Source organism: Thiomicrorhabdus cannonii, assembly GCF_013391695.1.
Taxonomy (GTDB): Bacteria; Pseudomonadota; Gammaproteobacteria; order Thiomicrospirales; family Thiomicrospiraceae; genus Thiomicrorhabdus; species Thiomicrorhabdus cannonii.
This window is the reverse complement of the sequence record NZ_JACBGH010000003.1, coordinates 108,945-126,312: the sequence shown is the minus strand read 5'-3', so window position 1 is coordinate 126,312 and position 17,368 is coordinate 108,945. Positions and strand designations below refer to the sequence as shown.

The window sequence follows — 17,368 nt, the reverse complement described above, 5'->3', positions numbered from 1 at the left end:
GACCGCCTCCCTCAGTTGCCAGCCTCAGTTTGAAAACAGGGAGCATACAATAGCCATAAGCAGGACTGTTTAGCAGCATTAAATTTTACTTATAACCCCGTTTTTATTATCAATAACAACGTGTTAATCCGCCCGTTATAATAAGCTTCTCCTTATAGAGCTTAGTGCTGATGTCCCGAATTTTTTCGCTGCCAACCCTGCCTTTTTTTCTCACGCTATTCTGGGGCGTACTCTTTCTTTACGGTTACCACCTGACCCATCCGCAGGACTGGCTCAGCGCGTTCTTCACCCTCTTGCCCCTGTCTACCTGGCACCAGACACTGGTCATGCTGCTGCTACTGGCTCTGACCGGCTGGTTGCTGACTTATCGCAGCCAGCGCTTGCGGGCCCAGCTTGAAGCGCAGATCATCCAACACAAACAGGAAATCAAAGCGCTCAAAAAACAGTTCCGCGGCGAAGAGCAGCAGATCAACACGCTGCTGCAGGGCGACCTCATCGCCTATTGGGAATGGGATATCCAGAACAACCAGGCTCGTTTCTCGCCCCAGTGGAAAAAAATGGTGGGGCTGTCCGAGCAGACGCCGCTCAACAATCTCCACGATCTGCAAAAACGCATCCACCCCAAAGACCAGGAAGAGGTGCAGCGCCAGATGCTGAAAATCCTCAGCGGCAACCGCCCTTATTTTGAGTGCACCCATCGCGTCAAACATGAAGACGGCCACTATATCTGGGTGCACGACAAAGGACAGATTTTCTACTCGCCGCAGGGCGACATCGAGCGTCTTAGCGCCATCCGTCTGGATGTCAGCAAACAGAAGTGGATAGAAGACGAGCTGGAACTGGATGCGGCGATTATCGACCTCTCTTCGGAGGGCATTGCGGTGGCAAATGCCGACCAGCAAGTCGTGCGCTGCAACCACGCCCTGGCGGTTTCCCTGGGGCTGGACACCAATCAACTAAAAACCCTGACACTTGAAGAACTGCTCAACCGGATGCAGGACGAACCCAATCCTAAGATATTCGAAAGCCTAAAAAACTACAGCGCCTGGCACGGCGAACTCACACTGCACGATCCCGACGGCAACCTCAAACTGGCAAGCATCGTGCATCTGCAAAAAATCTTTCACGAAACCAGCCAGCGCGAAAACTACAGCCTGATGCAACTCGACATCACCGACCTCAAACGCACCCAGCAGGCGTTGGATGACCTGGCCAACAAAGACACCATCACCGGACTGGCCAACCGCAACAAACTCTATCAATGTCTCGATCACGCCCTGACCCAAGGCAACCCGCTGTGCTTCTTTTTCCTCGACCTTGACGGCTTCAAACAGGTCAACGACACCCTCGGTCACGACATCGGCGACATTCTCCTGCAGCAAGTGGCGCGGCGTCTGCTGGCGCTGTTAAATGAACACGTCATGCTCGCACGCCTGGGCGGCGACGAATTCGTGCTCTACTTCACCCCGCAGGCCATAAATCTCACCGACACCGAGCTCGCGCAAGCCATCATCCAAATGTTGCGGCAGCCTTTCGAGATTGAAGGCCATACCGTGCAGATCGGCACCAGCATCGGCATTGCGCGCTATCCGCAGGACGGCGCTGAACGCCAGACGCTGATGAAAGCCGCGGATGATGCCATGTACCTCGCAAAACGCGCCGGCAAGGGTCGTTATGCCGAATTCGATGCACTGGCCGGCTAAAACGCCTGGCCGATTTTAAGGTTTTAAAAATTGGGTATATAAATTTTGTGATGGTTTTGTCCACAATTTATATTTTTCTCAAGCAGTCAAAAGCATCCAAAATAGAAATTGTGAATACCTTGAGATGCCCCTTTTCTTTGCTTGCCCAAAGAAAAGAGGCGAAAAGAAAGGGCACCCCTACCCGTCCTCAAGAATATTTACTGGGTGTAAAGTCTATTTATAACAATCACAAAATTTACATACCCTAAAAACTGAACAGGCCGGGTAGAAGCACTCTCCTACCCGGCCTGTTCAGTTTTTTAAGCGCTGTTTTTGACGTTCTTTGCGACCGGCTTTACAACTTACTCAGCCGCCTTCTTGCGCGTGGTTTTAGCGGCGGCCTTTTTGGCCGGCGCCTTCTTGGCTGTGGTTTTTTTGGCCGCCGCCTTTTTAGGTTCCGCGTCCTTCACCGCCGGTTTTTTCGCGGCCGCACGGCCGCGTTTTTTCGGCTCCGGCGCTTCCTCAAGACGCTTCTCACACTCCTCCAGACTCAGCGCCAGCGCATCTTCGTCCTTGGCGATTTTGGCGTTTTTCTTGGTCACCAGATCGGTAATGTACGGCCCCCAGCGTCCTTTGAGAATCTGCACATTGGTGCCCGGGAAGGTCTTGACGATCTTCTCCGCATCCGCCTGAATTTTGGCCTCGATCAACGCCACCGCATCTTCCAGCGGAATGCTGATCGGGTCGAAGCCCTTGATCGGCGCATACTGTTTCGGCCCGTATTCCAGATAAGGCCCGAAAGGCCCCTGCTTGGCCATGATTTTCTGGCCTTTCTTGACGCCAAACACCGTGCCGTCCACCGCCGTGGCGCTGAAATCTTCGGGGATTTCGCCGACATCGCGCGGCAGCTTGAACAACTCCAGCGCCTCGTCCAGCGAAATCACGTCCATTTTCTGCCCCGGCATCAGACTGGCGAAGACCGGCTTCTCGTCGTTTTCGCCGTCGCCGATCTGCACATAAGGCCCGAAACGGCCGATTTTGACATACATCGGCTTGCCGTTTTCCGGATGCGATCCCAACAGACGCGCCTGGCCGGCCTCCTCGCGCGACACATCCTCGGCCGCTTCGACACGCGGATGGAAATGACGGTAGAATTCGTCCAGCATGGCGCGCCACTCGACCTTGCCCTGCGCGATCTGGTCGAACTTGTCCTCGACCTTGGCGGTGAACTGGTAATCGACCACATCATCGAAATGCTTGGTCAGGAAATTGGTGACAATCCCGGCGATGTCAGTCGGGAACAACTTGTTCTTCTCGCTGCCAGCCATCTCTGTGAGGGTTTCTGCGGAAACTTGGCCGTCCTGCAAGGTCAGCAAGCGGTAATCGCGCGGTTTGCCTTCGCGGTCTTCCTTGACCACATAGCCGCGCTGCTGAACCGTGTCGATGGTCGGCGCATAGGTCGAAGGACGGCCGATGCCCATCTCTTCCAAGGTACGCACCAGACTCGCCTCGTTGTAACGCGCCGGCGGACGGCTGTAACTCTGACGCGCGCTCAGTTCCGCCACCTGCAACGCCTGACCGATATGCATCGGCGGCAGCAAACCGCCTTCGGCGTCGTCGTCCAGATCATAGGCTTTCAAGAAACCTTCAAAGGTGACCACTTCGCCTTTGGCGGTGAATTTGTCGCCCGGCAGATTGTCGATGGCAATCTCCACCGTGGTGCGCATCAGGGTCGCATCACTCATCTGCGACGCCAGCGCGCGACGCCAGATCAACTGATACAAACGCTGCTCGTTGCGCTCGCCGGTAATGTCTTTCATGCCAAAATCGGTCGGACGGATCGCCTCGTGCGCTTCCTGCGCATCGGCCTGTTTGGTTTTGTAGCGGCGCGGATGACTGTAGTCGGCGCCATATTCTTTGGAAATCACCTCTTTGGCCTGGGCGATCGCCAGCTCCGACAGGTTGACCGAGTCGGTACGCATATAGGTGATCTTGCCGGACTCGTACAAACGCTGCGCAATCGTCATGGTCTGCTTGACCGAAAAACCGAGTTTGGAGGCGGCTTCCTGCTGCAGCGTCGAGGTGGTGAACGGTGCCTTCGGACTGCGCTTGGCGGGTTTTTCCTCCAGCGACATCACGCTCAGATTGGCTTGGGCGACCGCCTCCAGAAACGCCTGCGCTTCGGCTTCGGTCTCAAACGTGGCGGTGCGTTTGACCTCCAGATTACCGGTGGGCTTGCCGGCGGCATCCAGCAACTGCAACAATCCCTGTACCCGGAACACATAACTCGATTCAAAGGCATCGATTTCGCGCTCGCGCTCGACAATCAGGCGCACGGCGACCGACTGTACCCGGCCTGCTGACAATCCGGTGCGGATTTTTTTCCACAAAATCGGCGAGAGTTCAAAACCGACAATCCGGTCGAGAATGCGGCGCGCCTGCTGGGCGTTGACCAGATCCATATCGACGGTGCGCGGTGCGGCAATTGCCGCCTGAATGGCCGGCTTGGTGATCTCGTGAAAGACGATGCGTTTGGTGGTTTTAATATCCAGATTCAGGGCTTCCGCAAGGTGCCAGGCAATCGCCTCCCCCTCGCGGTCCTCGTCCGTTGCCAGCCAGACCGTCTCGGCGGTTTTGGTGAGCTTTTTCAGTTCGGTGACGTTTTTCTTCTTGTCGGCGGAAACCTCATACTGCGGCTCGAAGCCGTTCTGCAGATCGATGCCCATGCCTTTTTTCTGAATATCACGGATATGGCCGTAACTGGAACGCACCGTAAAATCCTTGCCGAGATACTTTTCGATCGTCTTTGCCTTGGCGGGCGACTCCACAATCACCAAATTTGTCATATAGTCTCAAACTCTAAATAAATTTTATCAACCCATTCAATCTAACTTATGGGATACATATTTTTAAAAGGGTGCAAAAAATTCCCACAATTTGCAAACTAAAATTTCAAGCAAACGCATATTTTTATAAAAGGCTAACACCCTTTTCACAAAAACCTTTAAAATCAAGCACAATCTACACACTACTACTTAGTTAACAATATCTGCATGACCGCCTCCCCACACCGCCTGCTGCTGGTTGATGACGACCCGACCTGTCTGGCATTGCTTTGCGCCTATTTCGAATCGGCCCACTATCAGGTGGAAACCGCACACAACGGCATTGCAGCCCGCGAACTGATCTACCGACATCCTGCGGAATATTTCAGCGCCTATGTGCTCGATTACCACATGCCTGAATTGGACGGCATCAGCCTATTGCAGGAACTGAAACGCAACCATCACTACCAGATGGTGCCGGCCATCATGCAAACCTCGGCCGACAGCGCCGAAGACATCCAACGCGGCATCGAGGCCGGCGCTTTCTATTATCTGCTCAAACCCTTTTCCAAAAACCATCTGCTGTCACTGGTGGAAACCGCCGTCAACGGTTATGCCACTTATCAGAAGCTGCAGCGCGACAGCCTGCGCCTGGCCGCGACCTTTCCGCAAAGCTTGCAGCTGCTGGAGCAGGCGAAGTTCCGTTTCCGAACCTTGACTGAGGCGCGTCAACTGTCGCAAATGGTGTCGCTGCTGACGCCCGAACCGCACAAAACCGCCATCGGTCTGTTCGAAATTATGGTCAACGCCATCGAGCATGGCAATCTGGGTATCGGTTACGCTGAAAAAACCCGCCTGATGGCCAGCAATACCTTGCAGGACGAAATCGAACGCCGCCAGACCCTGCCGGAAAACGCCCATAAATATGCCGATCTGGAAATACAGCGTCACGCCGACCGCATCGACATCAGCATTCAGGACCAGGGAACGGGATTTGACTATCAACCCTACATGGAGTTTTCGCTGGAGCGCGCCATGGACAGCCACGGCCGCGGCTTGATGATGGCCAATAAACTCAGTTTTGACCGTTTGCAATTTCTGGACGGCGGCACACGCGTGTGCTGCACCATTCAACTCTGAAAAATCCGCCAGCTAGCGCAAACGGCGATAGCGTCCGGCCGACAAGGCTTCGATTGCACCGGAAAGCTCCAGCAGCAGCAACTCGCTTTGAATGGCGGACACCGGCCACTTGCTCACCACCACCAACTCATCGAGACCGATCGGCTCGTATTCGATAAACGCCAGCAACCCTTCTTTAGCGGCTTTCACCGGTTCGGCGGGCGCTTGAGAACCGGCCTGTTCGTTTGCCTGCCGCTTTGGCCAGAATCCCTGCAACACGGGCGCGAGCTCCACCAGCACATCCTCGCCGCTCTCCACCAGTTTGGCGCCCTGTTTGATCAGCTGATGGCAGCCTTTGGCCTGCGGATTGTGAATCGACCCCGGCACCGCAAACACCTCGCGCCCCTGCTCGGCCGCCATTTTGGCGGTAATCAGCGAACCGCTCTGCAATGCCGCCTCCACCACCAAGGTGCCCACACTCAAACCGCTGATAATCCGGTTACGTTTTGGGAAGTTGTAGTTCAGCGGTTTGGTGCCCAGCGGAAACTCCGACACCATCGCGCCCTCTTCGACAATCTGGTGCGCCAACGCCTTGTTGGCCGCCGGATAGATGCGATCCAAGCCGGTCGCCACCACCGCCACGGTTTTGCCCAAACCGCGCAAAGCGCCGCGGTGCGCCGCCGCATCGATTCCCAGCGCCAAGCCGCTGGTCACGGTAATGCCTTGCGAGGAGAGAAATTCGGCAAAATCCTCCGCCGCATTCACCCCGGCCTTGGAGGCATGGCGCGAACCGACAATCGCCACCTGCGGATCACGCAACAACTCCACCCGCCCACGCACGCCCAATAAAATAGGCGCATCGTCAATCTGCGCCAGCAACGGCGGGTAATCCTCATCCTGCCAGCCGACCCAATGCTGCTGTGCGCCCTGCCAGGCCAGCGAGGCGTCGATTCTGGCCTTCAGATCGTCCGCAAACAAACCTTGCAACTGCTTATCGGTGGCAATCCCCGTACCCCGCCAGACCGACTCGCCCGCCTGCAATGCCGCCGCCAGACTGCCAAAGTAAGATTCCGCCTGCTGCAACTGCTTCAGCGAAAAGAAATTCAGGTGCAGCGCCAGCAGATCGGCTAATTCGTAAAAACGGGACATAGTCGGCTATAATATATGGATTGGAATCACCTAAGTATAAACGACACCATGGAAAAACTCGATATTGTCCTCTACCCCGAAAAAGGCCTAAGGGAAATCTGCACACCCGTCGATGCGATGTCCGACGAACTCGACAAACTCATCGACGACATGTTCTACACCATGTACGACGCCCCGGGCATCGGCCTCGCGGCACCGCAGGTGGCGGTGCAGCAGCGGGTCATTGTGGTGGATGTTTCCGAAAGCAAAGACCAGCCGATCGCGCTGATCAACCCCGAAATCATCCGCTCCGCCGGCGAAATAACCTGGGAAGAAGGCTGTCTCTCCATTCCCGGCGTTTATGGCAAAGTCACCCGCCCCAGCGACATTCTGGTGCGCGGCATGGACCGCGACGGCAAAATGGTCGAATTTGAAGCCAACGACCTCCTGGCGGTCTGCTTGCAACACGAAATCGACCACCTCAACGGCAAGCTGTTCGTGGACCATATGTCCGGCCTGAAACGCACCCGCGCCCTGCAAAAATTCAAAAAACTGCAGCAAGAACAAACCGAAGAATAAGAGTGAGCATGAAACCCAGTTTACGCATTGTGTTTGCCGGCACGCCGGACTTTTCCGTCGCCCCCCTAAAGGCGCTGCTGGATTCACCGCATGACGTGGTGGCCGTTTACACCCAGCCCGACCGCCCCGCCGGACGCGGCCGCAAACTCACCGCCAGTCCGGTCAAGGAAGTCGCGCTGCAACATAATATCCCGGTCTTTCAACCGGAAACCTTGCGCAACGAACACGCCCAGGCCGAACTGGCCGCCCTCAATGCCGATTTGATGATTGTGGTGGCTTACGGCCTGATTCTGCCCAAAGCCGTGTTGGAGATGCCAATCTACGGCTGCTTGAACATCCACGCCTCGCTACTGCCGCGCTGGCGCGGTGCCGCACCGATTCAGCGCGCCATCGAAGCCGGCGACGCCGAAAGCGGCGTCACCATTATGCAGATGGATGTCGGGCTCGATACCGGCGACATGCTCTACAAAGTCACCACGCCGATTGCCGCCGATGACAGCGCCCAAAGCCTGCACGACCGCTTAAGCACGCTCGGCGCCGAAGCGCTGATGGCGACCCTTTCAGACCTCGAAAACCTGCAGCAACAGGCGCAAAAACAGGACGACAGCCTCGTCACCTATGCCGAAAAACTCAACAAAGCCGAAGCCGAAATCCACTGGAGCGAGCCGGCGGAAACCATTGTGCGTAAAATCCACGCCTTTAACCCATGGCCGATGGCTTATACCGATTTCCAAGACCAACCTTTGCGCATTCTCGGCGCGCAGATCGCGGCCGAAAAAACCGCTTCCGAAAACTCAGCAGGCCGGGTACTGGCCGTGGAAAAACAGGGGATTCTCATCGGCACCGGCAGCACCCCCATTTGGGTCACGCAACTGCAGCCGGCCGGCAAGAAGCCGATGGCCGCTTATGATTTTGCGCAATCGCGTCAACTGCTCGGGCATTCATTCGCATGAGCAAACCACTCAATAGTCCCCAGAACAGTCGTTACATTGCGTTAAAGATGTGCCTCAACGTCATCGAAAACGGCCGTTCGCTCAGCCAAGTGCTGCCGGAAGGTTTGGCGCAGTTTGACGACCGCCGCGAGCGCGCCTTCACCCAGAACCTGGTACTCGGCACCCTGCGTTGGCAGGCACGTCTGGAAGCCATCCGCGAGCAGCTCCTCAAAAAAGCCCTTAAAGCCAAGGACGAGGACGTCAACCAGCTCATTCTGCTTGGCCTCTACCAGATTCTGTATATGGATGTGCCGGAACACGCCGCCGTTTCCGAAACCGTAGCGGTCACCCAAAACCTCAAAAAACCCTGGGCCAAAGCGCTGGTCAACGGCGTGTTACGGAATTTCCTGCGCGATAAGGACACTCTTTGTGAAGCGGTGGATGTTAAACCGGCGCATAAACATTCCCATCCGCAGTGGCTGGTGCGCGTCTTGCGCAAAGCCTATCCCGAGCAGTGGGAGGCGATGCTGCAAGCCAATAACGAACCCGCGCCTTTGACTTTGCGCGTCAATCCGCTGGTGCAGTCACGCGACGTTTATTTGCAGACCTTGCAGGCGCAGGAGATTGAGGCCAGCGCGCATCCGCAGGCAGCGCAAGGCATTGTGCTGCAAAAAAGCACCGATATCAGCCAACTGCCCGGTTTTGAGGAAGGCGCTTTCAGCGTGCAGGATCCGGCCGCGCAGCAGGCCGCTTACCTGCTTGAGCCGCAAGCGAAGGAACGCATTCTCGACGCCTGCGCCGCGCCCGGCGGCAAAACCACGCATCTGCTGGAGTTGAGCGGCAATCAGGCACAGGTGTTTGCCTTGGAAAAAGAGCCGGAACGCCTGGAACGTCTCGCCGAAAACCTGCACCGTTTGGAGCTGACCGCGGACTACGCCGCCGGCGACGCGGCCGAACCCGATACGTGGTGGGATGGTCAACTGTTCGACAAAATCCTGCTCGACGCCCCCTGTTCAGCCACCGGCATTATCCGCCGCCACCCGGACATCAAATGGCACCGCACCGAAGAAGACATCGAACAGTTGGTTGAAACCCAAGCGGCGATTCTCAAAGCGCTCTGGCCGCTGTTAAAACCGGGCGGGCGGCTGCTTTACGCGACCTGTTCGGTGCTGCCGCAGGAAAACACCCTGCAGATGGCCGATTTTGTCGCACAGCATGCCGACGCCAGGGTGGTGCCGATTGACGCACAGTGGGGCATGACATTTACCACGCCCGGCCGCCAGATTCTGCCCGGCGAACACGGCATGGACGGTTTCTTCTACTGCCTGCTGGAAAAGGACGTCTAATGACCCGGCTGGGTTCGCTGCATGCCGCGCTACTCGCCTTACTCTTAGGGGTGGCCTGTTCGGTGCAGACGGTGTGGGCGGCGGATCCGAATCAACCTGTCCCGGTTCGCATTATGCAAGTGACCGACTACCAGCAGGAGCAGCAACTGCTGTTTGATTCGCAAACCCAATTCCACCTGCCCGATTCGCTGGTCGACGCCATCCATCACGAAGTGGCGTTGACTTTTCAAACCGAAATCGTGCTGACCGAGCACCAGCAAATCATCGGCGTCAAATACGACCGCGAGCGCGCCCACGTCCGCTATCACACCCTGCTGCAGTACTCCAATTTCAATAACCGCTATGTGTTGCTGAACGAACGCAACAACAATGTGGAGTCCTTTAGCAACCTCAAAAAGGCCCTGTCGACCCTGGGCACTCTGGCGGCCTTTCCGGTCATTTCCTTGTCGGAACTGCACCCCGGACAGAAATATACCCTGAAACTGCGGATTCGCTTAAACCGCTGGCGCCTGCCGGCCCCTTTGGTGTTAAACTCATTGGTCGATAACGATTGGCAACTCGACAGCGGCTGGTTTGAAACCACCCTTTACACCCCGAAAAGTTGGTTATGAAAATCTTCAATTGGCGCTTTATCAAACAATACGGTTGGCTTGGACTGCTCTCCAGCGCGTTGCTGATTGCGCTGATTATGATGAGCCAGATTCTGCAGAACGCCTCCGAGTTCGCCGAAGCCTATTCCAGCCTGCTATTTTTCACCTTTGCCGGCGCCAGCGTTCTGCTGGCCATGCTGATCCACACCTTGTGGACACTCAAAAAGCGTTACGACCAGAAAACCCCGGGCATCCACATCACCGTCAAAATCACCGCCATTTTCACGCTGCTGATCGGCATTCCGGTCGCCATAATCTTCTATTTCGCCATCACCTTTATCCATCAGGGCATCAGCCAGTGGTTCGACGTGAAAACCGAAACGGCGTTGGGTAATGCCGCCGCGCTGGTGCGCATGACGCTCGACAACAAAACCATCGACAGCCTCAACCTGACACTGAGCGTCGCCAAGGACAACCGCACCCTGCTGGCCACCTCGCCGTTTATCGGCGTGGGCACCTTGCGCGCGCAGCTCAACGCCCAGGAAGTCGCGCTCTACCACTCCAACCAGCAGCTCATCGCCTTCAACAGTTTGGACGAAACCGACATTCTGCCGATTCCGCCGGGCGACAACCTGTTCCAGCAGATCCGCCAGAAAAAGACTTACGCCGCGATCGAAACGCTTCCCGGCACCCTGCGCGATCAGGAAATCATCCGCGTCATCATCCCCTTTTCCGATCTGGAACTGGCCGGCAACTACGCCTTGCAGGTGATTTTCAATATCCCCGGCAGCATTACCGAACTGGCCGAATCGGTCAAGGTCGCCTCCGGACAATATAAAGAACTCTCGTATCTCAAAGGCCCGCTGACGGCGAGCTTCACGCTGATTCTGTCGATGGTGCTGCTGCTCACGGTCGTCACCGCCCTGCTCTTCACGATTCAGGCGGTGCAGAACCTGACACGTCCCATCCGCACGCTGGCGCGCGGTACCGCCTTGGTCGCACGCGGCGATTACAGCGTCAAAATGCCGGCCGACCGCCATGACGAATTCGGCAACTTGATCGACTCCTTCAACGACATGATCCAAAAGATCGCGCAGGCGCGTAACGACATCAAGATCGGCCATCAGCAGACCGAGGTGCAGAAACTCTATCTGCAAACCATCATTCAGAACCTCTCCAGCGGCGTACTCACGTTTGACATGAACAAACGCCTCAGAACCTGCAATGACGCGGCGGCCGTGATTCTCAACACCGATCTTAACCGCCATCTGGGCAAACGCCTTTTCGAGATTTCCGAACGCGAGGACAGCGGCCACTTGCACCCTTTGTTCGAAATGATCGAACCGATGTTCGACAAAGATGCCAAACCCTGGAGCCTGCAACACAAGTTTTCCTGCAAACAGGGCCAGAAAATCCTGCTGCTGCACGGTTCCACCCTGCCGAGCCTGGATAAAAAAATCGGCGGCTACGTTATCGTTATCGACGACATCACCCAACTGGTTCAGGCCCAGCTCAACGCCGCCTGGAGCGACGTGGCGCGCCGTTTGGCGCATGAAATCAAAAATCCGCTGACGCCGATCCAGCTGTCCGCGGAGCGCCTGCAATACAAACTGCAAGACAAGCTGACGAACGGCGACCGCGATCTGCTGGAACGCATGACCCATACCATCACGGAACAAGTCTCTACCATGCAAACCTTGGTACAGGCCTTCTCGGACTACGCCAACACCCCCGAAATCCAGCTGCGCAAGACCGATATCAACCGCCTGATCGGCGACATCACCCTGATGTACCAGGGTTCCAACGCCAAGTGGACGATTGAAAACCAGCTCGACCCGGAATGCCCCTTCATCCGCGCCGATGCCTCGCGCCTGCGCCAGCTGTTCCACAACCTCATCAAAAATGCGATTGAGGCCACCGAGAACACGCCTTCACCGACCATTACGGTGACCACCGACTGCGCCATCAACGCCACCGACCTTGAAATCCGCATTTGCGACAACGGCCCGGGCATCGATGAAGAAGCGCAAAACTGGATATTTGAACCCTACGCCACCGACAAACCCAAAGGCACCGGGTTGGGTCTGGCCATCGTCCGTAAAATCGTCGAAGAACATAACGGCCAAATTCAGTTACACTCTACGCCCGGCGAAGGCACCTGTTTTATAATTTATTTACCGATTATTTTGAGCGACACGGATACATGAAACCAGGCAAGATTCTGATTGTGGATGATGAAAAAGACATCCGTAACCTGATGCAGGAAATCTTTGAGGAAGAAGGCTATCAAATCGATACCGCCGGCAACGGCGTGCAGGCCAAAAGCGCCTGGAAAGCCAGCGTGCCCGACGTGATCTTTCTGGATGTCTGGATGCCGGACATCGACGGCATCACCCTGCTCAAAGAGATGCAGCAGGATCCGCTGCTGGAACAGACCAGTATCGTCATGATGTCCGGCCACGGCACCATCGAAACCGCCATCGAGGCCACCAAACTCGGCGCCTATGATTTCCTTGAAAAACCGCTTTCGCTGGCCAAATTGATTGTGGTGGCCGAACGCGCCCTGAAGCACACCCGCCTCAATCAGGAAAACCGCCAACTCAAACAGACCCTGCCCGAACAGATTCTGCCCATCGGCAAAAGCAAACTGATGAGTGCGCTGCGCGAATCCATCGAACGCCTTGCCAAATACAGCATGCCCATTCTGATTACCGGCGAAGCCGGCAGCGGCAAGAAGCACTTTGCCCGCGCCGTGCACAAAAGCAGCGAACGCAAGGAAGCCGGCCTGTTGACTTTTTACGCGCGCGATTTCAACACGCTGGTGCAAAAGGTGCTTGAAGCCGACGATCTGGAACTGCTCAACCAGCTGCGCCAGATCGACGGCGGCACGCTGGTGATTACCGACAGCGAACAGCTCAGCGAGGCGGCGCAGAGCCTGCTGATGCACCTGATTCAGCAACACAGTTTCATCACCCCCAATCACCGCGAAGGCACCCAGCTCGACCTGCGCCTGATCGCCTTGAGCAAAGCCGGACTGGAAGCCGCGCATGAACGCGGTGCGATTCGCGACGACCTCTATCAGCGTTTTCAGGTCATGACCATCGCCATCCCGGCACTGCGCCAGCACACCGAGGATGTACCCGAACTGATCGAGTATTTCATCAACTACTTCGTCACCCATGAAGGGCTGATCTACCGCCACTTCAGCGTGTCGGCACAGAACATCCTGCGCCAGTACGCCTGGCCGGGCAATATGCGCGAACTGCAGAACCTGATTCAGAAACTGCTGATTCTGGGCAGCGGCGATGTCAGCGACAGCGAAATCAAGTCCGCGCTGACCCAGTCAGAAAGCGCCGAACTGGGTTGCACCTCGGTGGACACCAGCCTCAATCTCAAGGACGCCAAAGACCAGTTTGAAAAGGCCTATTTAAGCCAGCTGCTGCGCGAAACCGGCGGCAATGTGTCCGACACCGCCAAGCGTTCCGGCGTGGACCGCACCAATCTCTACCGCAAGCTCAAAGCGCTCGGTATCGATCCGAAAAATCCGTTGTAAGAGGGCATGAGAACATGGTGGCCAACACAAAAAAACCATACAATAACCCGCACAATTTGTATTCAAGAAGATTCTGTCTATGAACATCGTCATTCTCGGTGCCGGCCAAGTCGGCTCTTCGCTTGCTGAACACCTCGCCAACGAAAACAATGATGTGACCGTTGTCGATCTCGAGCAAGCCAACCTGCAGCGTCTGCAGGACCGCCTCGACATCCGTACGGTCAGTGGCCACGCTTCTTACCCGGATATACTTGAAAAAGCCGGACTTGAAGAAGCTGATATGCTGATTGCCGCCACCCAGAACGACGAAACCAATATTCTGGCCTGCCATATCGCGCACTTGCTCTACAAAACCCAGACCAAAATCGCCCGCGTCCGCAGCCGTTCCTATCTCGACCACCCCGAACTTTTCAGCCGCAGCTACAACACCGACACCCTGCCGATTGACGTGTTGATCAGTCCGGAAACGCTGGTCACCAACTACATTTTGCAGCTCATTGAATATCCCGGCTCCCTGCAGGTCATCGACTTTGCCGGCGGCAAAGTGCGGTTGGTCGCGGTACGCGCCTTCAAAGGCAGCATCCTGGTGGACAAGCAGATCAAGGAACTCAAAAACTATCTGCCCAAAGGGGTCACAACCCGCATCGCCGCGATCTACCGCAAAGACGAGGTGGTCATGCCCACCGGTGAAGCCACCATCAAGGCGGACGACGAAGTGTTCTTTTTGGCCGAACCCAAGCACATTCCGTCGATCGTGGAAGAGATCCGCCGCCACAAGGAACGCCCCTCGCGCAACATCATGATCGCCGGCGGCGGCAATATCGGTTTCAGTCTGGCGCAGGGGCTTGAAAAGCACCACCAGGTCAAACTCATCGACCACAACATCCACCAGGCTCGCCGCGTCGCCGAAACCTTGGAAAAAACCATTATCATTCACGGCGATGTGGCCGACAAGGAACTGCTGCTGGAAGAGAACATCGACGAAATCGATCTGTTCGTCGCCGTGACCAACTCCGATGAAGCCAATATCATCTCCGGCATGCTCGCCAAAAAACTCGGCGTACGCCGCGTCATCGCGCTGGTCAACAACCAGTCGTATATCGAGCTGATCCAGCTCAACAGCATCGACGTGGCCATTTCCGCCGATCAGATCACCACCAGCAAACTGCTGCACTATATGCGTCAGGGCGACACCGTACAGGTCGCATCGTTGCGCCGCGGCGCCGCCGAGGCGATGGAAGTCATCGCCCACGGCAGCGAAAACTCCTCGCAGGTCATCGGCCGCCGCATCGGCGAGATTGATTGGCCCAAGGAGATCACCATCGGCTGCATTATCCGCGAAGAGCAGGTCATCATTGCGCACCGCGATCTGGAAATCGAAGCGGAAGACCATGTCATCCTCTTCCTCACCGATCCACAGGTCGCCCCGCAAATTGCCAAACTATTCTCACCGACAGAACCCAGGAGCTGGTTCGGTTAACAACTTGTCAGATCAGGATTTCTCAACCCAATGCAATCGACGCTCATCATCAAAATTCTCGGACTGCTGCTTATCATCTACAGCTTTAGTCTGGTTCCGCCGCTGGCCGTCTCATTAATCTACGGCGACGGCGCCACTTTTGCATTTGGCAGCGTACTGCTGGGCGTTTTGGTCACCGGATTGCTGTTGTGGTATCCGTTACGCCGCCACAAACGTGATCTTAAGATACGCGACGGCTTTCTGGTCGTAGTCATGTTCTGGACGGTACTCGGACTGGTCGGCGCCCTGCCACTCTATATAGAAGAGGACGTTCCGCTGAGCGTCACCGACGCCATCTTTGAATCCTTTTCCGGCCTGACCACCACCGGCGCGACCGTCATCAGCGGGCTGGACACCCTGCCGCACGCGATTCTGTGGTATCGCCAGCAATTGCAATGGCTTGGAGGCATGGGGATTATCGTTCTGGCGGTCGCCATTCTGCCGATTCTTGGCGTAGGGGGCATGCAGCTTTATCGTGCGGAAACGCCGGGACCGGTCAAAGACAACAAACTGGCTCCGCGCATATCCGAAACCGCCAAAGCACTTTGGTTGATCTACCTTGGATTGACCATTGTCTGCGGACTCGCCTACTGGTGGGCGGGCATGAATCTCTTTGATGCCATCGGCCACAGCTTCGCTACCGTGGCCATCGGCGGATTCTCCACGCATGACGCCAGTTTCGCCTACTTCAATAACCAGACGATTGAAACCATCGCCATCTTTTTCATGTTCTTTTCCGGCATTAATTTCGCGTTGCATTTCAGCGCCTTCCGTCACATGAGCGTCAACCCGTACCGTCTGGATCCGGAATTCAGAGTCTACACAGCCATGCTTCTGGTCGGCATCACGGTCAGCACCCTTTACCTGTACTTTCAAGACGTCTTCGCCAGCTTCAGCGAGGCTTTGCGTTACGGCGCCTTTATGACGGTTTCGGTGGCGACGACGACCGGTTTTGGCAACACCGATTTCGCCTCCTGGCCGGGCTTTTTACCGGTCATGCTGATCTTTATGGCGTTTATCGGTGCCAGCGCCTATTCCACCGGCGGCGGCATGAAAGTCATCCGCTTTATGTTACTTTTCAAGCAGGGCATCCGCGAAGTGCATCGTCTGCTACACCCCAATGCACTCATCTCCATCAAACTCAACGGCAGGCCGGTCGAAGAGCGCATTATCAGTGCGGTATGGGGCTTTTTCTCGATGTACGTGGCGATTTTTGCAGTGCTCATGCTGCTGCTCATGGCACTCGGACTTGACCAGGTCACCGCCTTTTCAGCGCTGGCGGCCACCATTACCAATCTCGGCCCGGGGCTGGGCGAGGTGGCCAGCAATTTCAGCAGTCTGAGCGACCCGGCCAAGTGGATTCTGACTTTTGCGATGCTGCTGGGTCGTTTGGAACTGTTTACCCTGTTGGTGCTCTTTACCGCCGCTTTCTGGCGCAAATAGACAGACGTTCATGACGATAACAACCGCCGAAAAATGGGATCAAAAATATCAACAGGCCAGTCTGAGCACGCCGGCCAACCCCTGCTTTGCGCTCAAGCAGCACAGCCGGCTGCTGCCCTTCAAAGGCAGGGCGCTGGAAGTCGCCTGCGGGCTGGGCGGTAATGCCCGTTTTCTGGCACAATGCGGTTTGAAAACCCAGGCGTGGGATATCTCCGATAACGCCCTGACCGTGCTCAACAACTGGGCGAGCCTCAACAAACTGCCGATTGAACCGCTGATTACCGACCTCACGCAGATGCTGCTGCCCTATCAGCAATATGATGTGATTGTGGTGAGCCGCTATCTCGACCGCACACTCTTCAAACAGCTGGAAAGCGCCCTTAAACCCAATGGACTGCTGATCTACCAGACCTTTCTGGCGCCGGTGCAAAGCAACGCGCCGCAAAATCCCGACTTTTATGTGCAACCGGGAGAACTGGTGCGCCTCTGCCCCCATTTGCAAACCCGGGTGTACGGCGAAGGCTGGCTGGCCAATGAAAACGACACCGCCGAACAGCCTGCCAAGCAGCGTTACGCCTGGTATATCGGCCAAAAGACGGCTTAACGTCATCTAACGCCATACGCACAAAAAACGCGCAAAATGCGCGTCAGA

The 17,368-nt window shown here is 56.1% G+C and carries 12 protein-coding genes and 1 pseudogene; 11 read left to right on the top strand and 2 right to left on the bottom strand.

The features are described from left to right. Window positions 1-170: 170 nt before the first annotated feature. Window positions 171-1,703 (top strand): sensor domain-containing diguanylate cyclase, encoded by a 1,533-nt coding sequence (locus HZ297_RS05110; protein WP_178861924.1) that lies wholly within the window; start codon window positions 171-173, stop codon window positions 1,701-1,703. Between the two features lie 341 nt (window positions 1,704-2,044). Here the strand turns inward: HZ297_RS05110 and topA are convergent, their stop codons facing one another. Continuing rightward, entirely contained in the window at window positions 2,045-4,528 is a 2,484-nt protein-coding gene (topA, locus tag HZ297_RS05105; protein ID WP_178861923.1) for a type I DNA topoisomerase, read from the bottom strand. A 207-nt stretch (window positions 4,529-4,735) separates the two neighbouring features. Here topA and HZ297_RS05100 point away from each other — a divergent pair, with 207 nt between their 5' ends. Next, window positions 4,736-5,647, top strand: coding sequence for a response regulator (locus HZ297_RS05100; protein WP_178861922.1), 912 nt, complete (start codon window positions 4,736-4,738; stop codon window positions 5,645-5,647). Window positions 5,648-5,659: 12 nt separating this feature from the next. On the opposite strand, the gene dprA is transcribed toward HZ297_RS05100, so the two are convergent. Beyond that, window positions 5,660-6,775 carry a DNA-processing protein DprA gene (dprA, locus tag HZ297_RS05095; protein WP_178861921.1) on the bottom strand — a complete coding sequence of 372 codons (1,116 nt, stop codon included), beginning with the start codon at window positions 6,773-6,775 and terminating at the stop codon, window positions 5,660-5,662. 48 nt (window positions 6,776-6,823) lie between these two features. On the opposite strand from dprA, the gene def reads away from it, so the two are divergent. The 9 genes and pseudogenes from def (at window position 6,824) to HZ297_RS05050 (ending at window position 17,320) form a co-directional block, all read left to right on the top strand. Further along, window positions 6,824-7,333, top strand: coding sequence for a peptide deformylase (gene def, locus HZ297_RS05090; protein WP_178862045.1), 510 nt, complete (start codon window positions 6,824-6,826; stop codon window positions 7,331-7,333). A gap of 8 nt (window positions 7,334-7,341) precedes the next feature. Next, complete coding sequence (gene fmt / locus HZ297_RS05085) at window positions 7,342-8,286, top strand: methionyl-tRNA formyltransferase (RefSeq protein WP_178861920.1); 945 nt, start codon at window positions 7,342-7,344, stop codon at window positions 8,284-8,286. After that, window positions 8,283-9,611 (top strand): 16S rRNA (cytosine(967)-C(5))-methyltransferase RsmB, encoded by a 1,329-nt coding sequence (gene rsmB / locus HZ297_RS05080; RefSeq protein WP_178861919.1) that lies wholly within the window; start codon window positions 8,283-8,285, stop codon window positions 9,609-9,611. Before fmt ends, rsmB begins: the two co-directional genes overlap by 4 nt. Beyond that, window positions 9,611-10,222, top strand: coding sequence for a DUF4390 domain-containing protein (locus HZ297_RS05075; protein WP_178861918.1), 612 nt, complete (start codon window positions 9,611-9,613; stop codon window positions 10,220-10,222). The genes rsmB and HZ297_RS05075 overlap by 1 nt, the downstream gene beginning before the upstream one ends. Further along, window positions 10,219-12,408: an ATP-binding protein gene (locus HZ297_RS05070; RefSeq protein WP_178861917.1), complete on the top strand. Its 2,190-nt coding sequence runs from the start codon at window positions 10,219-10,221 to the stop codon at window positions 12,406-12,408. Before HZ297_RS05075 ends, HZ297_RS05070 begins: the two co-directional genes overlap by 4 nt. Continuing rightward, window positions 12,405-13,754, top strand: a complete 1,350-nt coding sequence (locus tag HZ297_RS05065; protein WP_178861916.1) for a sigma-54-dependent transcriptional regulator — start codon at window positions 12,405-12,407, stop codon at window positions 13,752-13,754. Before HZ297_RS05070 ends, HZ297_RS05065 begins: the two co-directional genes overlap by 4 nt. A gap of 64 nt (window positions 13,755-13,818) precedes the next feature. Then, window positions 13,819-15,234, top strand: a pseudogene (trkA, locus tag HZ297_RS05060) (Trk system potassium transporter TrkA); the annotation flags it as partial. Window positions 15,235-15,264: 30 nt separating this feature from the next. Then, on the top strand, window positions 15,265-16,716 hold the full coding sequence (locus HZ297_RS05055) for a TrkH family potassium uptake protein (RefSeq protein ID WP_178861914.1): 1,452 nt from the start codon (window positions 15,265-15,267) through the stop codon (window positions 16,714-16,716). A 10-nt stretch (window positions 16,717-16,726) separates the two neighbouring features. Continuing rightward, window positions 16,727-17,320 (top strand): class I SAM-dependent methyltransferase, encoded by a 594-nt coding sequence (locus tag HZ297_RS05050; protein ID WP_178861913.1) that lies wholly within the window; start codon window positions 16,727-16,729, stop codon window positions 17,318-17,320. The last annotated feature ends 48 nt before the right edge of the window (window positions 17,321-17,368 follow it).

Coding starts and splice junctions, on each gene's coding strand:
- HZ297_RS05110 (WP_178861924.1), top strand. CDS start 171: ATGTCCCGAATTTTTTCGCTGCCAACCCTGCCTTTTTTTCTCACGCTA.
- topA (WP_178861923.1), bottom strand. CDS start 4,528: ATGACAAATTTGGTGATTGTGGAGTCGCCCGCCAAGGCAAAGACGATC.
- HZ297_RS05100 (WP_178861922.1), top strand. CDS start 4,736: ATGACCGCCTCCCCACACCGCCTGCTGCTGGTTGATGACGACCCGACC.
- dprA (WP_178861921.1), bottom strand. CDS start 6,775: ATGTCCCGTTTTTACGAATTAGCCGATCTGCTGGCGCTGCACCTGAAT.
- def (WP_178862045.1), top strand. CDS start 6,824: ATGGAAAAACTCGATATTGTCCTCTACCCCGAAAAAGGCCTAAGGGAA.
- fmt (WP_178861920.1), top strand. CDS start 7,342: ATGAAACCCAGTTTACGCATTGTGTTTGCCGGCACGCCGGACTTTTCC.
- rsmB (WP_178861919.1), top strand. CDS start 8,283: ATGAGCAAACCACTCAATAGTCCCCAGAACAGTCGTTACATTGCGTTA.
- HZ297_RS05075 (WP_178861918.1), top strand. CDS start 9,611: ATGACCCGGCTGGGTTCGCTGCATGCCGCGCTACTCGCCTTACTCTTA.
- HZ297_RS05070 (WP_178861917.1), top strand. CDS start 10,219: ATGAAAATCTTCAATTGGCGCTTTATCAAACAATACGGTTGGCTTGGA.
- HZ297_RS05065 (WP_178861916.1), top strand. CDS start 12,405: ATGAAACCAGGCAAGATTCTGATTGTGGATGATGAAAAAGACATCCGT.
- HZ297_RS05055 (WP_178861914.1), top strand. CDS start 15,265: ATGCAATCGACGCTCATCATCAAAATTCTCGGACTGCTGCTTATCATC.
- HZ297_RS05050 (WP_178861913.1), top strand. CDS start 16,727: ATGACGATAACAACCGCCGAAAAATGGGATCAAAAATATCAACAGGCC.